18 protein-coding genes, 1 tRNA gene and 2 pseudogenes are annotated in these 18,237 nt (G+C 57.5%); 12 read left to right on the top strand and 9 right to left on the bottom strand.

What is annotated here, in order from left to right; translation table 11 throughout:
* Positions 1-7: 7 nt before the first annotated feature.
* Entirely contained in the window at positions 8-559 is a 552-nt protein-coding gene (locus RSAL33209_RS15905; RefSeq protein ID WP_145962035.1) for an MFS transporter, read from the top strand.
* The gene (locus RSAL33209_RS03715; RefSeq protein ID WP_012244302.1) at positions 556-2,208 is read left to right on the top strand and encodes an amidohydrolase; all 1,653 of its coding nucleotides are present in this window, start codon (positions 556-558) and stop codon (positions 2,206-2,208) included. Before RSAL33209_RS15905 ends, RSAL33209_RS03715 begins: the two co-directional genes overlap by 4 nt.
* On the opposite strand, the gene RSAL33209_RS03710 is transcribed toward RSAL33209_RS03715, so the two are convergent.
* Positions 2,165-3,568: an MFS transporter gene (locus tag RSAL33209_RS03710; RefSeq protein WP_049758808.1), complete on the bottom strand. Its 1,404-nt coding sequence runs from the start codon at positions 3,566-3,568 to the stop codon at positions 2,165-2,167. The two genes, RSAL33209_RS03715 and RSAL33209_RS03710, sit on opposite strands and share 44 nt — an antisense overlap.
* A gap of 174 nt (positions 3,569-3,742) precedes the next feature.
* Here RSAL33209_RS03710 and RSAL33209_RS19940 point away from each other — a divergent pair, with 174 nt between their 5' ends.
* The 3 genes from RSAL33209_RS19940 (at position 3,743) to RSAL33209_RS03695 (ending at position 5,280) form a co-directional block, all read left to right on the top strand.
* Positions 3,743-4,237 (top strand): peptidoglycan-binding domain-containing protein, encoded by a 495-nt coding sequence (locus RSAL33209_RS19940; RefSeq protein ID WP_411740982.1) that lies wholly within the window; start codon positions 3,743-3,745, stop codon positions 4,235-4,237.
* On the top strand, positions 4,147-4,578 hold the full coding sequence (locus RSAL33209_RS03700) for a C40 family peptidase (protein ID WP_080503753.1): 432 nt from the start codon (positions 4,147-4,149) through the stop codon (positions 4,576-4,578). The genes RSAL33209_RS19940 and RSAL33209_RS03700 overlap by 91 nt, the downstream gene beginning before the upstream one ends.
* A 114-nt stretch (positions 4,579-4,692) precedes the next feature.
* On the top strand, positions 4,693-5,280 hold the full coding sequence (locus tag RSAL33209_RS03695; RefSeq protein ID WP_012244298.1) for a GNAT family N-acetyltransferase: 588 nt from the start codon (positions 4,693-4,695) through the stop codon (positions 5,278-5,280).
* A 56-nt stretch (positions 5,281-5,336) separates the two neighbouring features.
* Here RSAL33209_RS03695 and RSAL33209_RS03690 read toward each other — a convergent pair.
* Both RSAL33209_RS03690 and RSAL33209_RS17410 read right to left on the bottom strand, forming a co-directional pair.
* A tRNA-Tyr gene (locus RSAL33209_RS03690) sits at positions 5,337-5,418 on the bottom strand.
* A gap of 258 nt (positions 5,419-5,676) precedes the next feature.
* The gene (locus RSAL33209_RS17410; RefSeq protein ID WP_145962034.1) at positions 5,677-5,862 is read right to left on the bottom strand and encodes a hypothetical protein; all 186 of its coding nucleotides are present in this window, start codon (positions 5,860-5,862) and stop codon (positions 5,677-5,679) included.
* A 141-nt stretch (positions 5,863-6,003) separates the two neighbouring features.
* Here RSAL33209_RS17410 and RSAL33209_RS03680 point away from each other — a divergent pair, with 141 nt between their 5' ends.
* Positions 6,004-6,492 carry a YajQ family cyclic di-GMP-binding protein gene (locus RSAL33209_RS03680; RefSeq protein ID WP_012244296.1) on the top strand — a complete coding sequence of 163 codons (489 nt, stop codon included), beginning with the start codon at positions 6,004-6,006 and terminating at the stop codon, positions 6,490-6,492.
* Between the two features lie 47 nt (positions 6,493-6,539).
* Here RSAL33209_RS03680 and RSAL33209_RS03675 read toward each other — a convergent pair whose 3' ends face one another.
* A complete protein-coding gene (locus tag RSAL33209_RS03675; protein ID WP_158539287.1) occupies positions 6,540-7,841 on the bottom strand; it encodes an acyltransferase family protein in 1,302 nt (433 codons plus the stop codon).
* A 283-nt stretch (positions 7,842-8,124) separates the two neighbouring features.
* Between RSAL33209_RS03675 and RSAL33209_RS18525 the strand changes: the two genes are divergently transcribed.
* Positions 8,125-8,373: a VOC family protein gene (locus tag RSAL33209_RS18525; protein ID WP_233496574.1), complete on the top strand. Its 249-nt coding sequence runs from the start codon at positions 8,125-8,127 to the stop codon at positions 8,371-8,373.
* Positions 8,306-8,899 (top strand): VOC family protein, encoded by a 594-nt coding sequence (locus tag RSAL33209_RS03670; RefSeq protein ID WP_233496573.1) that lies wholly within the window; start codon positions 8,306-8,308, stop codon positions 8,897-8,899. The genes RSAL33209_RS18525 and RSAL33209_RS03670 overlap by 68 nt, the downstream gene beginning before the upstream one ends.
* A gap of 102 nt (positions 8,900-9,001) precedes the next feature.
* Here RSAL33209_RS03670 and RSAL33209_RS03665 read toward each other — a convergent pair whose 3' ends face one another.
* The 4 genes from RSAL33209_RS03665 to RSAL33209_RS03650 all read right to left on the bottom strand — a co-directional run bounded on the left by RSAL33209_RS03665 (position 9,002) and on the right by RSAL33209_RS03650 (position 13,174).
* Positions 9,002-9,661, bottom strand: a complete 660-nt coding sequence (locus RSAL33209_RS03665; RefSeq protein WP_012244293.1) for a response regulator — start codon at positions 9,659-9,661, stop codon at positions 9,002-9,004.
* Positions 9,658-10,944 (bottom strand): sensor histidine kinase, encoded by a 1,287-nt coding sequence (locus tag RSAL33209_RS03660; RefSeq protein ID WP_080503752.1) that lies wholly within the window; start codon positions 10,942-10,944, stop codon positions 9,658-9,660. Before RSAL33209_RS03660 ends, RSAL33209_RS03665 begins: the two co-directional genes overlap by 4 nt.
* Positions 10,904-11,584, bottom strand: coding sequence for a histidine phosphatase family protein (locus RSAL33209_RS03655; RefSeq protein ID WP_012244291.1), 681 nt, complete (start codon positions 11,582-11,584; stop codon positions 10,904-10,906). The genes RSAL33209_RS03660 and RSAL33209_RS03655 overlap by 41 nt, the downstream gene beginning before the upstream one ends.
* Before the next feature lie 81 nt (positions 11,585-11,665).
* A complete protein-coding gene (locus RSAL33209_RS03650; RefSeq protein WP_012244290.1) occupies positions 11,666-13,174 on the bottom strand; it encodes an MFS transporter in 1,509 nt (502 codons plus the stop codon).
* A gap of 121 nt (positions 13,175-13,295) precedes the next feature.
* Here RSAL33209_RS03650 and RSAL33209_RS03645 point away from each other — a divergent pair, with 121 nt between their 5' ends.
* Positions 13,296-14,021: a TetR/AcrR family transcriptional regulator gene (locus RSAL33209_RS03645; RefSeq protein WP_041684397.1), complete on the top strand. Its 726-nt coding sequence runs from the start codon at positions 13,296-13,298 to the stop codon at positions 14,019-14,021.
* Here RSAL33209_RS03645 and RSAL33209_RS03640 read toward each other — a convergent pair.
* Positions 14,018-15,283: pseudogene (locus tag RSAL33209_RS03640) on the bottom strand (MFS transporter). The gene RSAL33209_RS03645 and the pseudogene RSAL33209_RS03640 overlap by 4 nt on opposite strands.
* Before the next feature lie 63 nt (positions 15,284-15,346).
* On the opposite strand from RSAL33209_RS03640, the gene RSAL33209_RS15895 reads away from it, so the two are divergent.
* The 3 genes and pseudogenes from RSAL33209_RS15895 to RSAL33209_RS03630 all read left to right on the top strand — a co-directional run bounded on the left by RSAL33209_RS15895 (position 15,347) and on the right by RSAL33209_RS03630 (position 18,193).
* A complete protein-coding gene (locus tag RSAL33209_RS15895; RefSeq protein WP_012244285.1) occupies positions 15,347-16,111 on the top strand; it encodes a hypothetical protein in 765 nt (254 codons plus the stop codon).
* Positions 16,112-16,171: 60 nt separating this feature from the next.
* Positions 16,172-16,513: pseudogene (locus RSAL33209_RS19120) on the top strand (Fur family transcriptional regulator); the annotation flags it as partial.
* A 168-nt stretch (positions 16,514-16,681) separates the two neighbouring features.
* Positions 16,682-18,193 carry a catalase gene (locus RSAL33209_RS03630; RefSeq protein WP_041685122.1) on the top strand — a complete coding sequence of 504 codons (1,512 nt, stop codon included), beginning with the start codon at positions 16,682-16,684 and terminating at the stop codon, positions 18,191-18,193.
* The last annotated feature ends 44 nt before the right edge of the window (positions 18,194-18,237 follow it).

Here is an 18,237-nt window from a genome sequence, read left to right as displayed (position 1 = left end):
GGGGTGGGTGAGCGAGGATTCTCTCTGGGCCGTTCTGGGCACCATGGGAGCAAGCCAAGCCGGACTCAATGACGCACAAATTGGCTTGGTGCTGAGTGGCTCAACGGCAGGTGGAGTCCTTGCCTCGCTTTTTATGACTGCCATTGGCAATAGGTTGGGGCGAACTGAGCCGCTGATCGTTTTGGTCCTGCTCGGTAGCGCACTGAAATTTGTTATCCCACACCTTGGCGACAGCGCTGGCTTCATGGTCACGGTAATTATTTGGAACACCATCTACGCCTTAGTTTTCGCCTATGTCAGCGTGGTCGCTGCCGCCCTGGATCGCAGTGGCCGATGGTCGGCACCATTGACCGGGGTGTATCTCGTGGGCTCTGCGCTGGCCCCGTTTGCTGGCACCTTCATCACCGAGCAGTTTGGTTTTGTGCTTTTCGGCACCGTGATCAGCCTGACGAGTTCACTTGTGATCATTCCGTTTTCGATCGCTGCCCGTCGCAGCGCGCAACAGTTTCAGCCGATCATACAAGGCGCTGAAAGCCTTGTCGCCAAGGAGGTAGTATGACCACGATCTATCGCAATGGACAGATTCTGACCGGCTCGGATGGCTCCGCATGGGCCGTAGCAGAAGCCTTCGCAGTACAGGAAGGTCGATTCTGCGCCGTTGGCTCCGTTGCGGACGTATTGCAGACAACACACGGGGCCGGTGATTTGGTTGAAGTGGACTTAGCCGGGAATACGGTGATTCCTGGCATCGTCGACTCGCACAGTCATCTGCGGATGTTCGGAGAATCGCTTGAGCATTTGGATCTATCCGGATGCCGCACGCTCGATGCAATCCAGTCCGCGGTAAAGGCTTTAACTGAGGCAGAGCCAACGCGCGCCAGAATCATTGGCAAAAGCTGGCTATTTTCGGCGGTATCTGGGCGTCCTACTGCCGCAATGCTCGACGCGGCGAGTCCACGAATCCCGGTTTACCTGTTTGCCAATGACTTTCATTCAGCCTGGCTGAATAGCGCGGCATTAGCCGAAATTGGTATAAACGCTGCGACTCAGGATCCTGTGGGCGGCAAGATTGAACGCGATGCTGAGGGCAACGCCAGCGGGATGCTGTTAGAAAGTGCCTTTCTGGAATTGTGTCTAGGCAGCCTGGAAAGGTTCAAGGATACCGAGGCAAATGCTGAATCGCTGAGGGTTGCTTTTGCCGCTTATGCCGCCTCCGGAGTGACCGCGGCCATGGACATGTCGCTTGACGAAACCGATCTCAGTGCGCTTGAGCTCCTGTTAGCTCAGGGGAATGGCACGCTGCCGTTGCGCGTGCGCGGTTACTGGCTAATTCCGGCAGCCGAGGATCATGCAGTTCACGCTCGGCAGGTGCAACGCGCCGCTGAGCTCGCCGCAACAAGCGGCTCACCCTGGTTTTCCGTCGTTGGGGTGAAATTCATTGTCGACGGCGTGATCGATGCCTGCACCGCAGCAATGATCGAACCGTTCGCAAACGGCGCGCGGCCAGATGCCATCTGGAGCGCAGAATATCTCACGCCCGCAGTGACTCTAGCCGACAAGGCTGGTCTAAGTATTGCGTTACACACAATTGGTGACGAGGCCTCAGAGATAGCCCTCAATTCCTTGGAGTCAGCCATTCAAAGCAATGGCGAGCTGCCGCGTCGGCATCGTTTAGAACATCTAGAAACGGTCACACCAGAGAACATCCAACGCTTGGTCCGGCTCGGCGTAGTGGCCAGTATGCAGCCAGCCCATTCGGATCCCGCGATCCAAGAAAACTGGCGAAAAATGCTCGGCGATGATCGAATCCACCGAGGTTATCCACTGGCTGAAATCCAGGCGGGTGGGGCCAAACTCGCGCTCAGTACCGACGCGCCGACAGCCGCGCATCTGCCGTTCGATAATCTCTACACTGCGATTACCCGGAAATCCCCCGGGCACCCTAAGTTGGCTGCGAATTTGCCGGAAATGGCAATCAGTGCGGAACAAGCACTTGCTTATGTCACCTACGGCGGAGCATACTCCTGCGGCGAGGAAGATAGCTTCGGTTCTATAAAAGCTGGGCAATATGCAGACTTCGTCGTGCTGGATCGCAATCCGCTCACGGTGAGTCCCACGGAGTTGCTGCAGAGCACGGTGTTAGTCACCGTCGTCGGCGGCGAGACTAGTTTCCGGGCTGCTTCGCAGCTGGACGCCAGAAAAGCGTGACCACTAGGGCAACCACGGCCAAAATAACCATCATGACGATCAGCCTCCCCCAAGCACCTCGATCAACGCCGGGCCCGAAGAAGATACCGATCAGCACCGTCGAGGTGATTGCGCCAAGATATCGGCAGGTCTGCAAGATTCCGGAGGCAATCCCGGCGTCTCCCGGCGCAGTTGCATACATTCCCTGGCTAGTGGCAATACTGACCGCGCTATACGGGATGCCAAGCGCCGCGGCTAAGAGCACAATCAACCAAGGCTGGAAGCTCATCGTCAGTAAGCCGAGCAGCGCGGCGCCAACTAACAACGCGGCCATGCCGCAAATCAAAATCTTTCGAACACCGAACCAATCAATGGCTCGTGCGGCAAAAGGGGTCACGATCACTGAGACGGCGGCAAGCGGTAACATCAACAATCCGACGACGTTTGCCGGGAATCCGCCAGCTTGCTCCAGAAACTGCGGCAAACCAAAGAAAGCGATGTAATACACCCCGTTAAACACCGCGAAAGCTAGATAGATCAAGAGCAGGGGCCTATTTCTACCCAACAGACGCAGGTCCAAGAATGGTTTGGTCACCACAAGTTCTCGCCAGGCGAAGAGCGCGGCCGCGATAGGTGCCGCACCTAGGAGCAACCAGCTTAAGCCCGGCAGCGCATCCAAAAGACCCATGAGCAACAGCACTAGCGTCAAGGTGAAGGCAGCAATTCCTGGTAGGTCGGAGGCTTTCACTAGCTCGTTCAACTTTTGTCTGGCCCTGGGCGGGTCCTTTGGTGCGAAGAGCTGCACGCCAATAACCGAGAGCAAAGCCAAGGGGATATTGATATAGAACAGGGCTTGCCAGCCGACTGAACTCACCAGGACGCCGCCCACTACCGGACCAACGGCCGCACCAGCAGTATTCGCCATTTGAATCCGGGACAATAACCTGGTTGAACTGATAGTTGAACCGGCAGTCAACGAACGAACCATCACCACCGAGCTGGGGAACGCTGCCGCCGTGCCAATCGCCATAAAAACCCGCGCAACGCAAAGCAGGAAGAAGTTGCTTGCAAACGGCGCGGCAATGCAGGCGAAAGCCACCAGAATCATGCCAAAGCTGAACAATCGTTTGGGGCCGAAGCGATCCGCTAACCGACCCATCAGCGGCTGGCCCGCGGCCGAGGCCAGGTAGAACGCGGTGATCACCCAGGTGACGGTTGCGACGTCGAGACCAAAGTCTTTCCGCAAAATCACCAAAGCGACGGCGATCATCGAAGAGTTAAGCGGATTGAGCACAGTACCCAAACTCAACGCTGCGGTGCTCAGCCCAACTGACGTATTTTTCTCTTGATTGCTTCCGGCCACAGATACAGTCTGCTGCATTTTCCGCGATGCCCACCGTTTATCAGCTGGCTAAGCCAGGTTTGATCAACACCAGGCTGAGAGTTTCCCGGCAATCTCTTGGCAAGCATTGAACCTGCCTTGGCTCTCTGCCTACCATCGCTCGGCGTCGAAGTCATCGCGCCATTGATCACTTCGCACTCCCAAGGAGCAATAGTGTTTTCCTCTCTGCGATTTCATCCACGAATTCTTACCTTCTTCTTAGCGTTCCTCATTGCGGTGCCGACCGTTGGACTCTTGCCCGGACTACCAAGCGCTTCGGCCGCACCCGCTGCTGTCTCCTCGCTCTACGACAGCTCGTGTCCCAACCTGATTGAGAAGGGACAGAACAGCGGCTGTGTTACTCGGTTACAGCAACTGCTAAACAACAACGGCGCCAAGCGGACCGTCGACGGCGGCTTCGGTGATGGCACCTTTACAGCGGTGAAGTCCTACCAGAGCGCGCATGGACTTTCCGCGGACGGCATCGTGGGACCAAACACCAAAGGCGCCCTCGAAGGCGGTCCAGCGCCCAGCGACAGCGCTTTTTTAGCAAGGTCGTTGATTACGCAAATCAAGCAGTGCAGGGCAAAGCGCTCAGCGGTTGGGGCGGCGGCGCCATTCCTTATAGCTGGGGCGGTGGGCGCGGTTCTAAGCCAGGGCCTTCCTTAGGTACCTGCAGTGGTTATACCGGCAGCATCAAACCGTGCCCGGCAGATAGCACCAAGGGTTTGGATTGCTCAGGCTTCAGTCGCTGGATCTACTCACTTGCTGGCGGTTCTGATCTTTTGGGCGCCGGAAACACCGATAACCAGCTCGCCAAAATGAAGAAGACTTCTTCGCCCAAACCCGGCGATTTAGCGTTCTTTGGCAAACTCAGCGATACGCATCACGTCGGCATCTACCTCGGCAATGACAAAATGGCCAATGCGCCATATACCGGGGTCAACGTCCGCATTGGCACCGTGAGCTCGCACTCGGATCTGGTGGGGTACTACACACTGGGCAAGTAAATTTCCGGCAGTTGGCCCGCCCAACTGCACCAAGTTGAGAGAATTCAGACCATGCTAGAAAACGTATTTGCCCCCTTCGGGCTGTAGGTTATTACACCCGAGCTGACGCTTGCCGTGGCTACTGATGAGCATCTGGCACAACTCGCTGCCCATGTGCACGCTGGTCATGCAATGTCGTCACCATTGCCTTACGACGATCCAATGTCCTTCTACGAAGATGATCCAGACATTCGAGTGCGGAAATGGTTGGAAGCTGCCTGGCGGAATCGCGGAAGTTTCAGCTCCGAATCTTGGCGGCTGTCTTTCGCGGTGATCGTTGATGGCAAGCCGATTGGCATGCAGGATGTCATTAGCAGCCGATTCAGCACTTTGGGCACGCTGGCAAGCTTTTCCTGGCTATCTGCAGTGGAACGCCGGAAAGGCCTCGGCCGGGAAATGCGTTCGGCAATACTCCAGTTAGCTTTTGCCGGACTCAATGCTACCGAGGCGCACAGTGACGCCTTCGTAGACAACCTGGGCTCCAACCGAGTATCTGAATCGCTTGGTTACGAGCGCAATGGCGTGGACTGGGACACCCGGCGCGGCACCCCGGCGCAATTACAGCGCTGGCGGATTGATCGTGCGCAATGGGAGAAAGTTTGTCGCGACGATATTCAGATCGTGGGACTGGAACCGGTGAAAGCTGCGCTGCAGCTCAACTAGATACTTGAAAACGAAGAAGGCCCGGAATCTTGACGATTCCGGGCCTTCTTACTCGGTGGCAGATGAGGGATTCGAACCCCCGTAGGCGTTGCCAGCTGATTTACAGTCAGCCCCCTTTGGCCGCTCGGGTAATCTGCCTTGAGCGACTCCCAAAGTGGAAGCAAGATAACTTTACAGAACTACTCGCCAAGAATCGAATCGGCGTTTTTTCGCCGGAATTCCGCGGACATTCCACAACAGATTGTGTGACTAACGGGTCGTAAGTTGCTGATGTTACAAGCTGCCAGTCAGGGCAACAGCTATCTGTTGTGGAGTGTTCCAGTTGTGGAAAGTTCTACGCCCCGCCGGTGATCTGCTTCGAGATTCGGTCCTAGAACCGCTTAGCCTGCTCCGGAGTTACCTGGCCCAAGGCCACCGCGCGGGCCAAGTCTTGCTGCGCTCCGGCGACCCTCGTCGTCGTACTTGCTTGAGCGGGCAACGGCGCGAAGGCGTCATCGCTGCCACAGTTGCCGCGGCGAGCATGGTGCCCGCAGCCGCTTTCGCACTTCGCACCACATATCTGCGTACCTTCTGCGTTTTCATATCTCCACTCTTCCAAACCTTTTTAGGTCCTGCCTCTAGTTAAGCTTGGGGAGTACTAAGAAGGCATCCACTTCTGGGGCTTAACTGGACTAGGCTAGAGGCCAGTCAAAAGTAGTAACCCCAGCCCGTGCAGGAGGAATCATGGCCGGCGATTCGACATTCGACGTTGTCAGCAAAGTCGACAAACAAGAAGTAGCTAACGCGCTCAACCAGGCGCAGAAGGAAATCGCGCAGCGATACGACTTCAAAGGCGTTGGCGCGGAGATCGACTTCAGCGGTGAGAACATCCTGCTCAAAGCCAACTCCGAAGAGCGCGTGATGGCGGTGATGGACGTTTTTGAATCGAAACTGATCAAGCGCGGAATTTCACTCAAATCGCTCGACGCCGGGGAGCCGTTCGCTTCGGGCAAGGAATACCGCCTAGAAGCATCGATCAAAGAAGGCATCGAGCAAGATATTGCAAAGAAAATCACCAAGCTGATCCGTGACGAAGGCCCCAAAGGTGTCAAAGCACAGATCCAGGGTGACGAGCTGCGAGTTAGCTCCAAATCTCGCGACGATTTACAGGCCACGATGACTTTGTTGAAAGGCTTCGACGAGGCTGATCTACAGTTTGTGAACCTGCGCTAAATCTCAGACCTCCCGTTGAGGGGTCGCAGAATGCCGCTAAATTGCTTCTATAGCGGCATTCTGCGACCCCTCAACGGGTTAAAAACGTTGTAGCGCCGGGAAACGATTCGCACTGACTTCGTGTTCCCCGGCCACGCGCCCATAACACCCAGCGATGTGGCGAGCGCAGCGGTTGCTAGCAACCAGCTACTCGGGTTAGCACCCGCAGCCAAAACCAGTACGACGGCGGCCACTGCCAGGAGCGTTGCTGGCACCACCTTGCGGCCCAATGCGGCAGAGAACGCGCCAACACTAGCCTTTTCGAATCGGCTCAACATTGCAGCAACCGGAATCACCGCAAGCAGCAGCACCGTCAACCAGAGCGGCCCGGTGGCCCACCAGGCCGGACTCAGCGGCTCGGGCATTGGCGTGCCACAAGCAAGCAGCACGCCTAAGAGCGCGGACATCACTGAAGCGTGCCAAAGGTAGACCGTCAAAGAAGTTGAATTAGCGAATTCGGTTGCCTTCTTGATCCGCGGCTTCACCGAGATCCGTTCCAACTGCGGCCGCAGCAACTCCATAATGGCCCGCTGCGCCATGCCCAACAGAATCAGCGCGAACCGGGGAGGGTTGAGGTTTTGCAGCATATCTAGCGACCACCAGCCGCCCATTGCCCCCAGCAACAGCAGCGTCAAAGACAGCGAGAACATCAACCGGAGTCTGGAGTTGACCGGCCGACGTCGGCTCGCTGCGAAAAATCCCAATTGCTGCATGAGTAACCAGACAAAAGCCAAGCTGGCCAGCCCTACGGCGTCTAGACCCGTCAGCTGCCGCAGTCCGTCAACCGCGAGCACGGCTAGCGCAAGCGCCGCCAGCGTGATTCGTGGGGCCCTTTCATGCAGTTTGGCCATCAACGGCACCATCGCAGAGCAGCCGATGTAAACCGCCAAGAACCACATAGGCTGCGAAATTCGGAATCCTATCTGCCCCAGCAAGTCCGCTGGCACACCGGCAAAGGACAAGATGGCGAGTGTGCCGCCAACCGCGGCGAAGACCATAACTGCTGGCCTGGCGAGGCGCAGAAGCCGTTCCCGGATGAAGCTACCGGCAGTAGCGCCAGCGCGTGCTCTGCGTTGCCAAGCGCCGTAGATGGAGAATCCGCCAAGAATAAAGAACAACGGCATGACTTGTAGAAAAAGCGACAAAACCGGGAAAAACCATTGACCGTCAAAAGCATTGGTAATTTGCAATCCAGTGGGGCCGGGCTGCAACCCCATCATGATGCCGTGAAAAAGTACCACGACAAAAAGGCAGATTGCCCGGGCGACGTCGACGACGACGTCGCGCTTGACACCCTTAGGCTGACTCATCCGACTGCTGCTGGCTGTTCTGCTGCTGACTGTTCTGGCACTCATCTGGATTGCCATCTCCAACTCCTTCGACCCGGTCCTGTGCACTACACACCTGTGCTCTTTCCAGAAGGTTATGGAGCTGGTTCTTGGCTAAACATCACCATTACGGGTTGTTTTGAACCGGTACCCTGGTAGCAGCGCAAAGCCATACCTACATCTCAGGTCTGGGGCATTGAAACCGGCAGCGCCTCGTCGTATGGTCAAGAGGACCTCGCAGCATCGCAATCAACAAGGAGAAAACATGTCTACACCGAGCATTCCGGCGGGCGCGCCCTGTTGGATCGATTTGATGACTTCAAACCCGGAAAAATCCCAAGACTTCTACGCCAAGCTTTTTGGCTGGACTTACGAAACCGGCGATGAAGAAAAATACGGCGGCTACACCATGGCTTTCAAGGACGGTAACCGCTCTGGCCGGCCTCATGAAGAACGACGGCCAGAGCGGTTACCCCGACCTTTGGACCACCTATTTGCGCTCCGAAGACATTGATAAAACGGCTGAGCTGACGACGGCGAACGGCGGCCAGGTTATCTACCCACCGATGGACGTGCCGGAGCAAGGCAAAATGATGTTGATCAGCGCGCCCGACGGCTCCGCCGTGGGAGTTTGGGAGTTCGGCGGTCACACTGGTTTCCAAGCGCACGGCGAGACCGGCACTTCGTCTTGGCACGAATTGCACAGCCGCGACTACAATGCAGCATTGCCGTTTTACCAGGCAGTATTCGGCTGGGATTACACCACGATGGGCGACAGCGACGAGTTCCGTTACAGCACAGTAGGTGAAGGCGATGCTGCCGTCGCCGGGCTGATGGACTCATCATCCTTCCTACCTGAAGGCACGCCGTCAAATTGGGAAGTCTACTTCTCCGTAGAGAACGCAGACCAAACCCTTGCAGAAGCCTTAGCACTGGGAGCTCAAGTCGTGCAGCCGCTCGAAGACACACCATTTGGCCGGCTTGGATCACTGACTGACCCGACGGGTGCCCTTTTCAAGCTCATCCAAAACCTGGGCTGATTTTCCGCACTACGTTCAGCCGCAACGCAAAACTGCGCCCCGTCTTCTGTTCAGTGGAATACGGGGCGCAGTTTTGCGTTGCGGTAAATTACCGGCGGCTAATTAGTTGGCCGGCTCAACCAGACCAGTGTCATAGGCCAGCACTACCGCCTGCACCCGATCCCGTAGATCAAGTTTGGTCAGTACCTTAGAAACGTGAGTTTTGACCGTCTGTTCCGCGATAAAAAGCGCGGCAGCAATTTCCTGGTTTGATAGCCCACGGCCAACAAGCGTGAGTACCTCGCGTTCACGATCAGTGAGGTTGTTCAAACGGGTTTTGTTTGCCGCAGATCGCGGGCGGCTTTTTGCAAAATTTTCAATAAGTCGCTTGGTGACACTCGGCGCCAGCAAGGCCTCCCCCGATGCCACAATCCGCACCGCAGAAACTAGCTCATCTGCGAGCGCGTCTTTGAGTAGGAAGCCACTTGCACCCAGCGATAATGCGTCGTAAACGTAATCGTCAATATCAAAAGTGGTGAGCATCAGGATTTTCGTATAATACCAACCAGCCAAAATCAGTTTCGCGGCCTCTAAGCCATTGAGTTCCGGCATGCGCACGTCCAGAAGCGCGACGTCGGGATGCAGTTTGGCGCACAGCGACACAGCCTCGGCGCCGTTTCCTGCCTGTCCAAGAACTTCAATATCCGTTTGTGAATTCAGCAGTGCGGCAAAGCCGGCCCGCACCATCGCCTGGTCATCGGCCAACACTACGCTGATCGTCACTTGCCTAGTCCTGTCTTAGTTCGCTTGCCCGTTGCGGTCTCTTGAGCGCGTGGCAGTGAAGCCACTACGCGGAATCCGCCACCGGCCATAGGGCCGTAGTCGAGCTTACCGCCCACAGCTTGGACGCGTTCGCGCATGCCAATCAGACCGTGCCCGCCCCGGCTAACAGCGGCAGCCGTAGTCGCCAATCCGTTCTCCACCATTAAGGTGATCAAACTCGGCGTCGTTTCAATTTCCACCACCGCTTGTGATCCTGGCGCGTGCCGAACGACGTTACTCAAGGCTTCTTGCACCGCCCGATAAATGATCAGCTCATTCACCGGCCCAGCATCGAGATCCGGCTGCACCGTCAGTTCGATTTCAATGCCAGCCTTCCGGATAGAGCTAATCAAACTTGGCAAATCAGCTACTCCTGGCTGCGGCATAGTCTCTCGACCAGTTCCTTCGGAGCGCAGCACGCCGAGCATTTGGCGCATTTCAGCCATCGCCCGTCGGGAATGGCCGGCAATCTCGTCAAATTCGGCAATGATTCGCTCGTCTAACCCCGGATGCCGGTAGCGGGCAGTAGTTGCTTGAACGGTCACCAAAGACATACCGTGTGCCACCACGTCGTGCAGCTCGCGAGCAATTCCGGCGCGCTCTTCGATCAGTTCACGACGAGCAGACTCGGCAGCACTGACATTCCGCTCCACCGTGAGCTGCTTGCGGATCAGTTGCCATTGTTGGGCAAGAATCGCGATCACCAGCAAGCCAAACGAAATGGATGTGAAAGCCACCATATTGGTTACCGCACCGGGGTCAGCTTGCCGCAGGCCAAAGTGCGAGTTGGCTAAGAATGCCGCAATAACCATCACGACCCAGCCCGCTGAAGCCAAATACCAAGGTGAGCGCAACCCAGCCACCACCATAACCGCCAACTGCGTAATCAACCCGACTACGGTAAATGGCCGCGGCAGCATCGATCCGGGGTCAATCATCCAGGCAATCACTACCAGGCAGAACACCGAAAGCAGCATGCCTTTCCAGGGCTGCATATAGGTCAGTAACACGCTGCCAGAGTGCGCCGCGGCAAGCAATAAGCCAACGACGACGTTCATATCGTAAAGCGCAACGTTGAGTGGCGCTGAGACTGCGAGCAGTGCCAGTGTCACACCAAGTAGTGCCACTCGCTCCCAGCGGGTACGTGGCGCGCCGCCACCCAAGCCCTGCTGACTTACCGTCTCCCAAGCGTGGGAGACGCGCTCAGCGAGATTCTGCTGTCCAAGATCCAACATTTGGCCCATCGTGCAAGGGATCAGCTAATTGGGCGCCGCCAGCAGGTTCGCCTGCCCAGCTGGTCACCGTCCATGGCCGCTCCGGATCTCCGGTGCCGTCTTCCAAAACGACGACGCCGGTATTACTCAAGTCATATTTCTCAGGTGTGCGCTGATCGATGTTGACCGCCCGGCATGCCGTCCAGGTTCGAATCATCGCCCCGTGGCTGACAATCGCCGCGCTATTGTGGCCCGCTTCGAGCGCTTCTTGCACCACGGCGTCGAACCTGCTCAACACTTCAGTTCCGGTGTCCGCCCCCGCCATCCGGACTTCGCGATCACCTTGCAACCAGGCCGAAACCACTTTCAGGTAGGCCATTACCGAGGCCATTTCGGCCGACATCTCTAGGTCTCCGGCGGCGATCTCGCGCGCGCCCTCCCGAATAATCGGCACCAATTCACGATTGGCGGCCAGCGGAGCTGCTGTTTGCTGCGCTCGGGTGGCAATCGAGCTGTAGATCGCGTCCAAAGGTTGCTCGGCGAGCGCCGAGACTAAGCCTGCAGCCTGTTGCTGCCCTAACTCAGTTAGCCCTGGTCCAGGCATCGCCGTATCGAGTAAACGGTGGACGTTGGACTCGGTCTGACCGTGCCGGATGAGAATGAGACGCATAATTCTATTCTGTCACTTTGGCCCGCGCTGTCATCCCTCTGCGGAGCTGTTTGCTATCCCTCTGTGGAGCTAGGCGTGGCATCAGCTCGCAGCGTCAGCAGGCGATTTTTCGTCGGACTGATCGGCATCGGGCTGGTCGGCATCGGCTTGATCGGCAAGGCCGCGAGTGCGGAGGAAGCCCAGCGTGACCAGAACGGCAGCGACTAGGGTGATGGTGCTAGCGGCAATAGTGACGCCTTCTCGGAACTGCACGGCTTGCTGCGCGGTCCAGTTCATCACCGTGATACTGCCGGTGAACATGGCCGCGAGGATCGTGCCGGTGGCAGCAATGCCAACACCGGTGGCGACTTCACTGGATGTATCCACCAGTGCCACACCAATCGTGGTGCGATTTTCAGGTAAACCTTTGAGCACATTGGTGGCTGCGACTACGCCGTTGACGCGCAGTCCGGCAGCCACGAGTACCAGTGCGACGGCGATCCACAGGTAGCTGAATCCGCCTAGCAAAGCGTAAACAGCAAGGCCGACGACGACCGAGGTGACGCTGAGCCACGCGGCCCGGTTGAGGCCGGCCCAGCGGACGAACGGGCTGACGAAAGTTCCGCCGGCAATGAGTACTACGACTTGCGGGAGCATGCCGAGGGCAGCGGCGGCTGGTGGCCAGCCCCATTCGAGCTGCAACTGCAAGGTGACTAGGTAGCTCAGACCAGACATGGCCAGGCCGGTTGCTGCTTTGAAGGCAAGACCACTCGATACCAGCGGCCGGGCGATGAGTTTCAGGTCCAGTAGCGGGTAGCGTGCTGATCGCTCGCGTAAGACGAAGAGGCAGGCTGCGCAAAGCGCTGCGGCTGTTGTGGTCCAGGGGATCCAGGAGCCGGTGCCTTCGTTGACGAACATTGTGGGCGCGATCAGGGCAAGCACGATTGTCAGGGTACCGAGCAAGGCGCCGGCAACATCTACCGGATCTCGGTGCAACTCTGCGGGCTCGTCGGCTGCGATACCTGCGCGGACGCCGATGATAGCTAGTAGCGCTATCGGAACGTTGATCAGCAGCAGTACTTGCCAGGGTGCGACGGCCAGCACAAGGCCGCCCGCCGTCGGCCCGATAGCGAGTCCGATCAATCCGACTGTCGAGATGAGCGTCAAGGAACGAACGCGCAGATCGTCGTTCTTGAAGAGTCTGAAGGCTAAAGCCATCGAACCGGGTGTGGTCATTGCGGCGGCGATGCCCATCAGTACTCGCACCGCGATAAGTTGCTCGGAAGTACTCACGAACGCGGTGGCCAAGCTGGATAAGCCCAGCAAGACCAGGACGATCAACATAATGCGTCGCCGACCGAACCGATCAGCGATGGCGCCAAAGGCCAGCATAAGGCCGCCAAACACGACTGAGTAAGAGCCAGTTACCCACTGCAAGGCCGTGGTCGAAGCATTCAGTTCGCGGCCAATGGTGGGTAGGGCAACATTCAAAATCGAGTTGTCTAACATTTCGAACAAGAACACGGTGGACAGTCCGGCTAGGGCCAACCAGGCTTGGCCTAACGACTGTGGAGCGCCCTTGGTGGGCTGCTCGGTAGTTTGGGTGCGCATTGCGCTCCTCCATCTGAGTGTAGTACGAAGTGAAGTTTAGATTCACGAACGAACACTGTTCGTCTTTACGAACATAGTTCTATTAATGGAACACCGTTCGCGTCAAGGTATAGTGAAAAGCATGACAGCAGATCCAAGGCAACGCCGGGCGGCGAGAAACGCTCAAGCGTCCGCAGCTTCACCAAGGCCAAAGACCAGCAAAGAGCCCATTACCGTCGAACGGATCACCGCCGCGGCGCTTGAGTTAATCAGCACCAAGGGTTACGAAGCGATGACCATGCGTAGCGTTGCGAGCGCACTAAATACCGGGCCGGCCTCGCTCTACGCGCACGTGGTGAATAAGGCGGATATCGATGAATTGATCATTGGGCATCTCTGCACCGAGCTGAGGCTGCCGGAGCCGAATGTCGAGACGTGGCGAGCGCAAATTACCAACGTTTGCCAGCAGCTCCGCGATCAGTATTTGAGGTATCCCGGCGTCTCGCGCGCTGCCATGTCTATGGTGGTGACCAATCTCGACGTCTTGCGGGTCAATGAAGGCATGCTCGCGATCCTCGTCGCTGGCGGAATCGATCCCCAAAGAGCGGCTTGGGCGATTGATGCACTTTTCCTCTACGTCACGGCGTACACCCTGGAAATCGCACTGACCACGCAACGCAGCGGCCAAACGGATCCGGACGACAACTGGGCACCAAGCCGCGAAGAAGCAGATGAGGTCCAACGTCGCTTCAGCGCACTCCCCGCTGACCAGTTCCCGCAAACCCGACGCTACGCCGTCGAACTAACCTCCGGAGCAGGCCGCCAAAGGTTCGACTTCACCCTGGGATTGATGCTGGACCACCTCTAAGGCTCTGGCGTGCGGGAGTCGTAACGTAAGAATTTTGGTTGCAGCCACAATAACAACCAGAGCGCGGCAATGCACAGCACGCCACCGACCACGGCCGCCATAGCTTCGCCAAGCAGCTGACCCGCGCTGCCGGTAAACAGGTCGCCAAGCCGTGGCCCACCGGCAACCACAAAAATACCTTGTAACCGACCGCGCAAATGGTCTGGCGTGGCCGATTGCAAGATCGTGGAGCGGAATACACCACTGATCGAATCAGCTATTCAAGAGAGCACCAACAAGCCAAACACCACGCTGAGCCAAGCAGAGACACCAGCGCCGTCGTGCTTACCAGCAGCAAGCAATGCCAAGCCAACTCCCGCGATTGAACCGCCCCAGATCGTAATGCAAACTCCCACGGCAAGTCCTTGCTTTCGCACCCGGCCCAGCGGCCCGGAAAACAATGCCGCAAGCAGGGATCCAATTGCTATGGCCTCCAGCAACAGTCCAGAAGTCGCCTCACCACCACCGCGCCAGACGGCACCAAGTGCCGGTAAGAGCGCCCTGGGCATCGCGAAGACCATTGCGCAAAGGTCCACCAAGAAAGTCATCCGAATGTTTGGCCGCACCGCAACGAAGCGCAAGCCTTCGACCACCGAACGTAAGCCAGCTTTGTGCACCTCGCCTTCTGGCGGGATCGACGGCAATTTGAAAACCGCCCACAGCACTGTAGTAAAGGTCAGCACATCAATTGAGTACGTCCAGCCTTACCCAACACTGGCGACTAGAAACCCAGCCAAAAGCGGGCCGATGCTCATCCCGGCACCGAAGACGATCATGCTCAAAGCGTTCGACGCCGACAGTAACTCGGGGCGGACTAGGCGCGGAATAATCGCACTCCGGGCGGCCTGGTTGATCCCCATCGCCGCGCTCTGGATTGCTGCGAAAACATAAAGTAGCCAGGTCTGGTCAAGCTGAAGCCACGCCTGAGCCGCAACACCAATTGTCACAGCCCAGAGCACTATCGAGGCCAGAATCGCTATTTTGCGTCGATCATGCGCATCGACAATTGAGCCGCCGTATAGCCCGGCAACAATCAACGGCACTAACGAAAATACGCCGATCATACCCACTGCAAAGGTTGATTGGGTCAAGGCGTAAACCTGCAGGGACATCGCCACAAGCGTCAACGGCGCGCCAATTGCAGAGAGCGCCATGCCCGTCCATAGCCTTCGGTACGGTGGACTTTCCCGCAATGGGGTGATGTCCACCAAAAGTTTTCGCACCGACCAAGACTAGTCCGTCCTAGACTCCTGAGTAAGGGACCCAGCCAAGAAGGAGGCGCCACAGTGCAAGTTCGACGTCGAACGGTGCACCCTGGTGCACTTTGGTCCGTTCTGCGCCCCCTTGCGCCACTAACCCCTGCACACCTACTGATTCGGCTCAATGATCCATCGACCGAGTTCAACGAAACCTCGGCTACGGACTGGTTATTAAACTTTCAGCTGACCACGCGCGCATTGACCCAGGCTTTTGATACCACTGGTTGCGAGCTCTACTTCGCCTATCAATGGCTGCCCGTTGATGACTGCCTCGGCGAGCCTTCGCCAGAGATTTCCACACCGACAATGCACATCTTTGGCCGCCTGGATCAGTTGAGGTATCCAAGCCACTCGCTGAAGTCGATCCTGCTCACGCCAGCACATCAACGCAGCACGGTTTCCGCCGCCGAGTTAGAAGCTGCCGACTTAAAACTGCGGCAAGCTTTTTCAGATATTCCGGAGCACGAACTCGGCCCACTGGAGCCAAGCACGCCGAGGGAATTCCCCGCCAGCACCGGGAATGCGGGCTCGCTGGAGTTGACGATCCAACCTCGACCTGCCGCCGGCAGCCTGGGCGAGCTAACCCCACACGACTTACTCAGTCTGGGAGCGCAGCTCGGCCAGCAGCATGCCGCGATGAGGGTGGCTGGCGGTGCTGGATTAAGTTGCTGGACCACTGATGCAGCGGTCACACCGGACGGCAGCGCGGCATTGCAGATTCGACTCTTCGGCCGGTCCAGGAAAGAGATAGTTCAACCGCTCGCACAGTGGTTAGACAGCTGGGCAATGTGAGCGCTGGAACTTAGGTTCACCTTATTACGACTTACTCAGAATAAGTGTTTGACTGGGGTTATGACGGTGACGCGGGACACTGTTGCCAGCTCTTCGGACTGGGAACAGACACAACAAGACTGGGAGACCAGTCTGCGCGCACATGGCCGCCGCGTCACCAAACAGCGGCTCGCGGTTTTAGCAGCAGCTCATATGGCCCCGCACCAAGATGCCGAACACATTTGGCGTGAAGCGTGCACGGAGCTACCAGAGTTGACCTTGCAAAGCGTGTACACCGTTTTGGCAGATCTAACCGGACTGGGGTTGCTACGCAAGATTGAACCAACCTCCGGCCCAGCTCGTTATGAAACACGTGTTGGCGACAATCACCACCATGCTGTGTGTAGCGTCTGCGGTCGCATCGAAGACATCGATTGCGCCGTTGGCCATGCACCATGCCTTGAACCAACATCTTCCAGCATGGCTATCTATCGCGCCGAAGTCACTTTTCACGGCATCTGCGCTGATTGCGCATCGCTTGAGTCCACAGATTTCACTCCACCGCAAAGAACCACAACCCATAGGAGAGTCATGACCGTCAATTCAACGACCCAGTCCGGCGCCCCCGTTCAGTCCGACGCGCATTCACAGAGCGTCGGCCAGGATGGCGCCATCGCGCTGACCGACCACTATTTGGTCGAGAAGCTAGCCCAGTTCAACCGTGAGCGAGTCCCGGAGCGCGTAGTGCACGCCAAGGGTGGCGGCGCATTCGGTACTTTCGTTACCAAAGAGGACGTCTCAAAATACACCAAGGCTGCGCTCTTCCAGCCCGGTGCTGAGACTGAAATGCTGATCCGTTTCTCCTCGGTTGCCGGCGAGCAGGGCTCCCCTGACACCTGGCGTGACCCGCGTGGCTTCGCGATCAAGTTCTACACCAGCGAAGGCAACTACGACCTAGTCGGAAATAACACCCCGGTGTTCTTCATCCGCGACGGCATCAAGTTCCCCGACTTCATCCACTCGCAGAAGCGCTTGCCTGGCTCAAACCTGCGCGATGCCGATATGCAGTGGGACTTCTGGACGCTCTCTCCCGAGTCCGCACACCAGGTGACCTGGTTGATGGGCGATCGCGGTTTGCCGTTGTCCTGGCGCAAGATGCAGGGCTACTCCTCGCACACCTACCAGTGGATCAATGCCGAGGGCGAGCGTTTCTGGGTCAAGTACCACTTCCACACGAACCAGGGTGTTGAGGGCATGTCCAACGAGCAGGCAGCTGAGTTGGCTGGCTCGGATGGCGATCACCACATTCGCGACCTTTACGAGTCAATCGACACCGGCGACTTCCCGTCCTGGGAACTGCACGTGCAGGTTATGCCTTACGAGGATGCCAAAGACTACCGGTTCAACCCCTTCGACCTGACCAAGGTCTGGCCCAAGGCTGATTACCCGTTGATTCACGTTGGCACCATGACGTTGAACAAGAACCCGGAAAACTACTTTGCGCAGATCGAGCAGGCCACCTTTGCGCCGTCGAACTTTGTGCCGGGTATTGCTGCTTCGCCGGACAAGATGCTGCAGGCCCGCATCTTCTCCTACGCGGATGCACACCGTTACCGGGTGGGAACCAACCACGCGCAGATTCCGGTGAACGCCCCGAAGAACGAGGTGCACAACTACTCGCAAAATGGTGCGGGCCGTTACACCTTCAACTCGGCCGCTACGCCGAATTACGCGCCCAACTCCAAGAATGGTGCGGCAGCTGATGAGACTCAGTTCCAGGCTGGCGGCTGGGAGAACGACGGCGCGCTAACCATTGCTGCGGCACGCCTACACTCCGAAGACAGTGACTTCGGCCAGGCCGGCACTTTATACCGCGAGGTTTACGACGACGGCGCAAAGGCCCGCTTCTTGGAGACCATCACCGGCGCAGTCGGCGGCGTGCAGGATGCTGACATCAAGGAACGCGCTATCCAGTACTGGACCAACGTTGACTCTGACTTAGGTGCCAAGTTGCGCGCGAACTTGGGTGCTGGCGACAAAGGCTCGGCCGACGGCGCAGTCCAGCAGGGCGGCCTCACGGGCGAGCACGACGGCGCCCAGTAAGCTCCACCTCCCCCGTTTCAGATAGCAAGACGGCTTGGCGTTAG

The organism is Renibacterium salmoninarum ATCC 33209 (assembly GCF_000018885.1).
GTDB classification, from domain to species: domain Bacteria; phylum Actinomycetota; class Actinomycetes; order Actinomycetales; family Micrococcaceae; genus Renibacterium; species Renibacterium salmoninarum.
Note: the sequence above shows the minus strand (reverse complement) of the source record. Positions and strands in the feature narration are given on the sequence as shown.

Coding starts and splice junctions, on each gene's coding strand:
- RSAL33209_RS03715 (WP_012244302.1), top strand. CDS start 556: ATGACCACGATCTATCGCAATGGACAGATTCTGACCGGCTCGGATGGC.
- RSAL33209_RS03710 (WP_049758808.1), bottom strand. CDS start 3,568: ATGCAGCAGACTGTATCTGTGGCCGGAAGCAATCAAGAGAAAAATACG.
- RSAL33209_RS17410 (WP_145962034.1), bottom strand. CDS start 5,862: ATGAAAACGCAGAAGGTACGCAGATATGTGGTGCGAAGTGCGAAAGCG.
- RSAL33209_RS03680 (WP_012244296.1), top strand. CDS start 6,004: ATGGCCGGCGATTCGACATTCGACGTTGTCAGCAAAGTCGACAAACAA.
- RSAL33209_RS03675 (WP_158539287.1), bottom strand. CDS start 7,841: ATGAGTCAGCCTAAGGGTGTCAAGCGCGACGTCGTCGTCGACGTCGCC.
- RSAL33209_RS18525 (WP_233496574.1), top strand. CDS start 8,125: ATGTCTACACCGAGCATTCCGGCGGGCGCGCCCTGTTGGATCGATTTG.
- RSAL33209_RS03670 (WP_233496573.1), top strand. CDS start 8,306: ATGAAGAACGACGGCCAGAGCGGTTACCCCGACCTTTGGACCACCTAT.
- RSAL33209_RS03660 (WP_080503752.1), bottom strand. CDS start 10,944: ATGGGCCAAATGTTGGATCTTGGACAGCAGAATCTCGCTGAGCGCGTC.
- RSAL33209_RS03655 (WP_012244291.1), bottom strand. CDS start 11,584: ATGCGTCTCATTCTCATCCGGCACGGTCAGACCGAGTCCAACGTCCAC.
- RSAL33209_RS03650 (WP_012244290.1), bottom strand. CDS start 13,174: ATGCGCACCCAAACTACCGAGCAGCCCACCAAGGGCGCTCCACAGTCG.
- RSAL33209_RS03645 (WP_041684397.1), top strand. CDS start 13,296: ATGACAGCAGATCCAAGGCAACGCCGGGCGGCGAGAAACGCTCAAGCG.
- RSAL33209_RS03630 (WP_041685122.1), top strand. CDS start 16,682: ATGACCGTCAATTCAACGACCCAGTCCGGCGCCCCCGTTCAGTCCGAC.